The sequence below is a fragment of the Paraburkholderia sp. 31.1 genome (assembly GCF_014397645.1).
In the GTDB taxonomy this organism is placed as follows: Bacteria; Pseudomonadota; Gammaproteobacteria; order Burkholderiales; family Burkholderiaceae; genus Paraburkholderia; species Paraburkholderia tuberum.
In genome coordinates this window covers 1-381 of sequence record NZ_VZQN01000220.1, presented here as the reverse complement: position 1 = coordinate 381, position 381 = coordinate 1, and the positions used below count along the sequence as shown (strand labels likewise).

The 381-nt window shown below is 62.5% G+C and carries 1 protein-coding gene; it reads left to right on the top strand.

All coding sequences use genetic code 11. From position 1 onward, the window contains the following. Positions 1–381: IS5 family transposase (locus F6X37_RS36070; RefSeq protein ID WP_187614699.1), on the top strand; the 381-nt coding region annotated here is incomplete at both ends.

Genomic DNA, 381 nt, shown 5'->3' with positions numbered 1-381 from the left:
GCATCGATCTGGCCGTCGAGAACGCGCCGGATGCGACCACGCTGTTGAAGTTCCGCCGCCTGCTGGTCGAGCACGATCTGACGCGAAAGTTGTTCGACGAGATCGGCATCTCGCTGTGTGAGCGCGGACTGATGATGAAGGAAGGCACGTTGGTCGACGCGACGATCATCGAAGCGCCGCCGTCGACCAAGAACGCGGAGAAGAGCCGAGACCCGGAGATGCATCAGACGAAGAAGGGCAACGAGTGGCACTTCGGGATGAAGGCCCACATCGGAGTCGACGCCGATTCGGGTCTGGTGCATAGCGTGGTCGGCACGTCCGCCAACGTGTCGGATGTCTCGCAAGCCCACGCGCTGCTGCACGGGCACGAAGAGGAAGCGT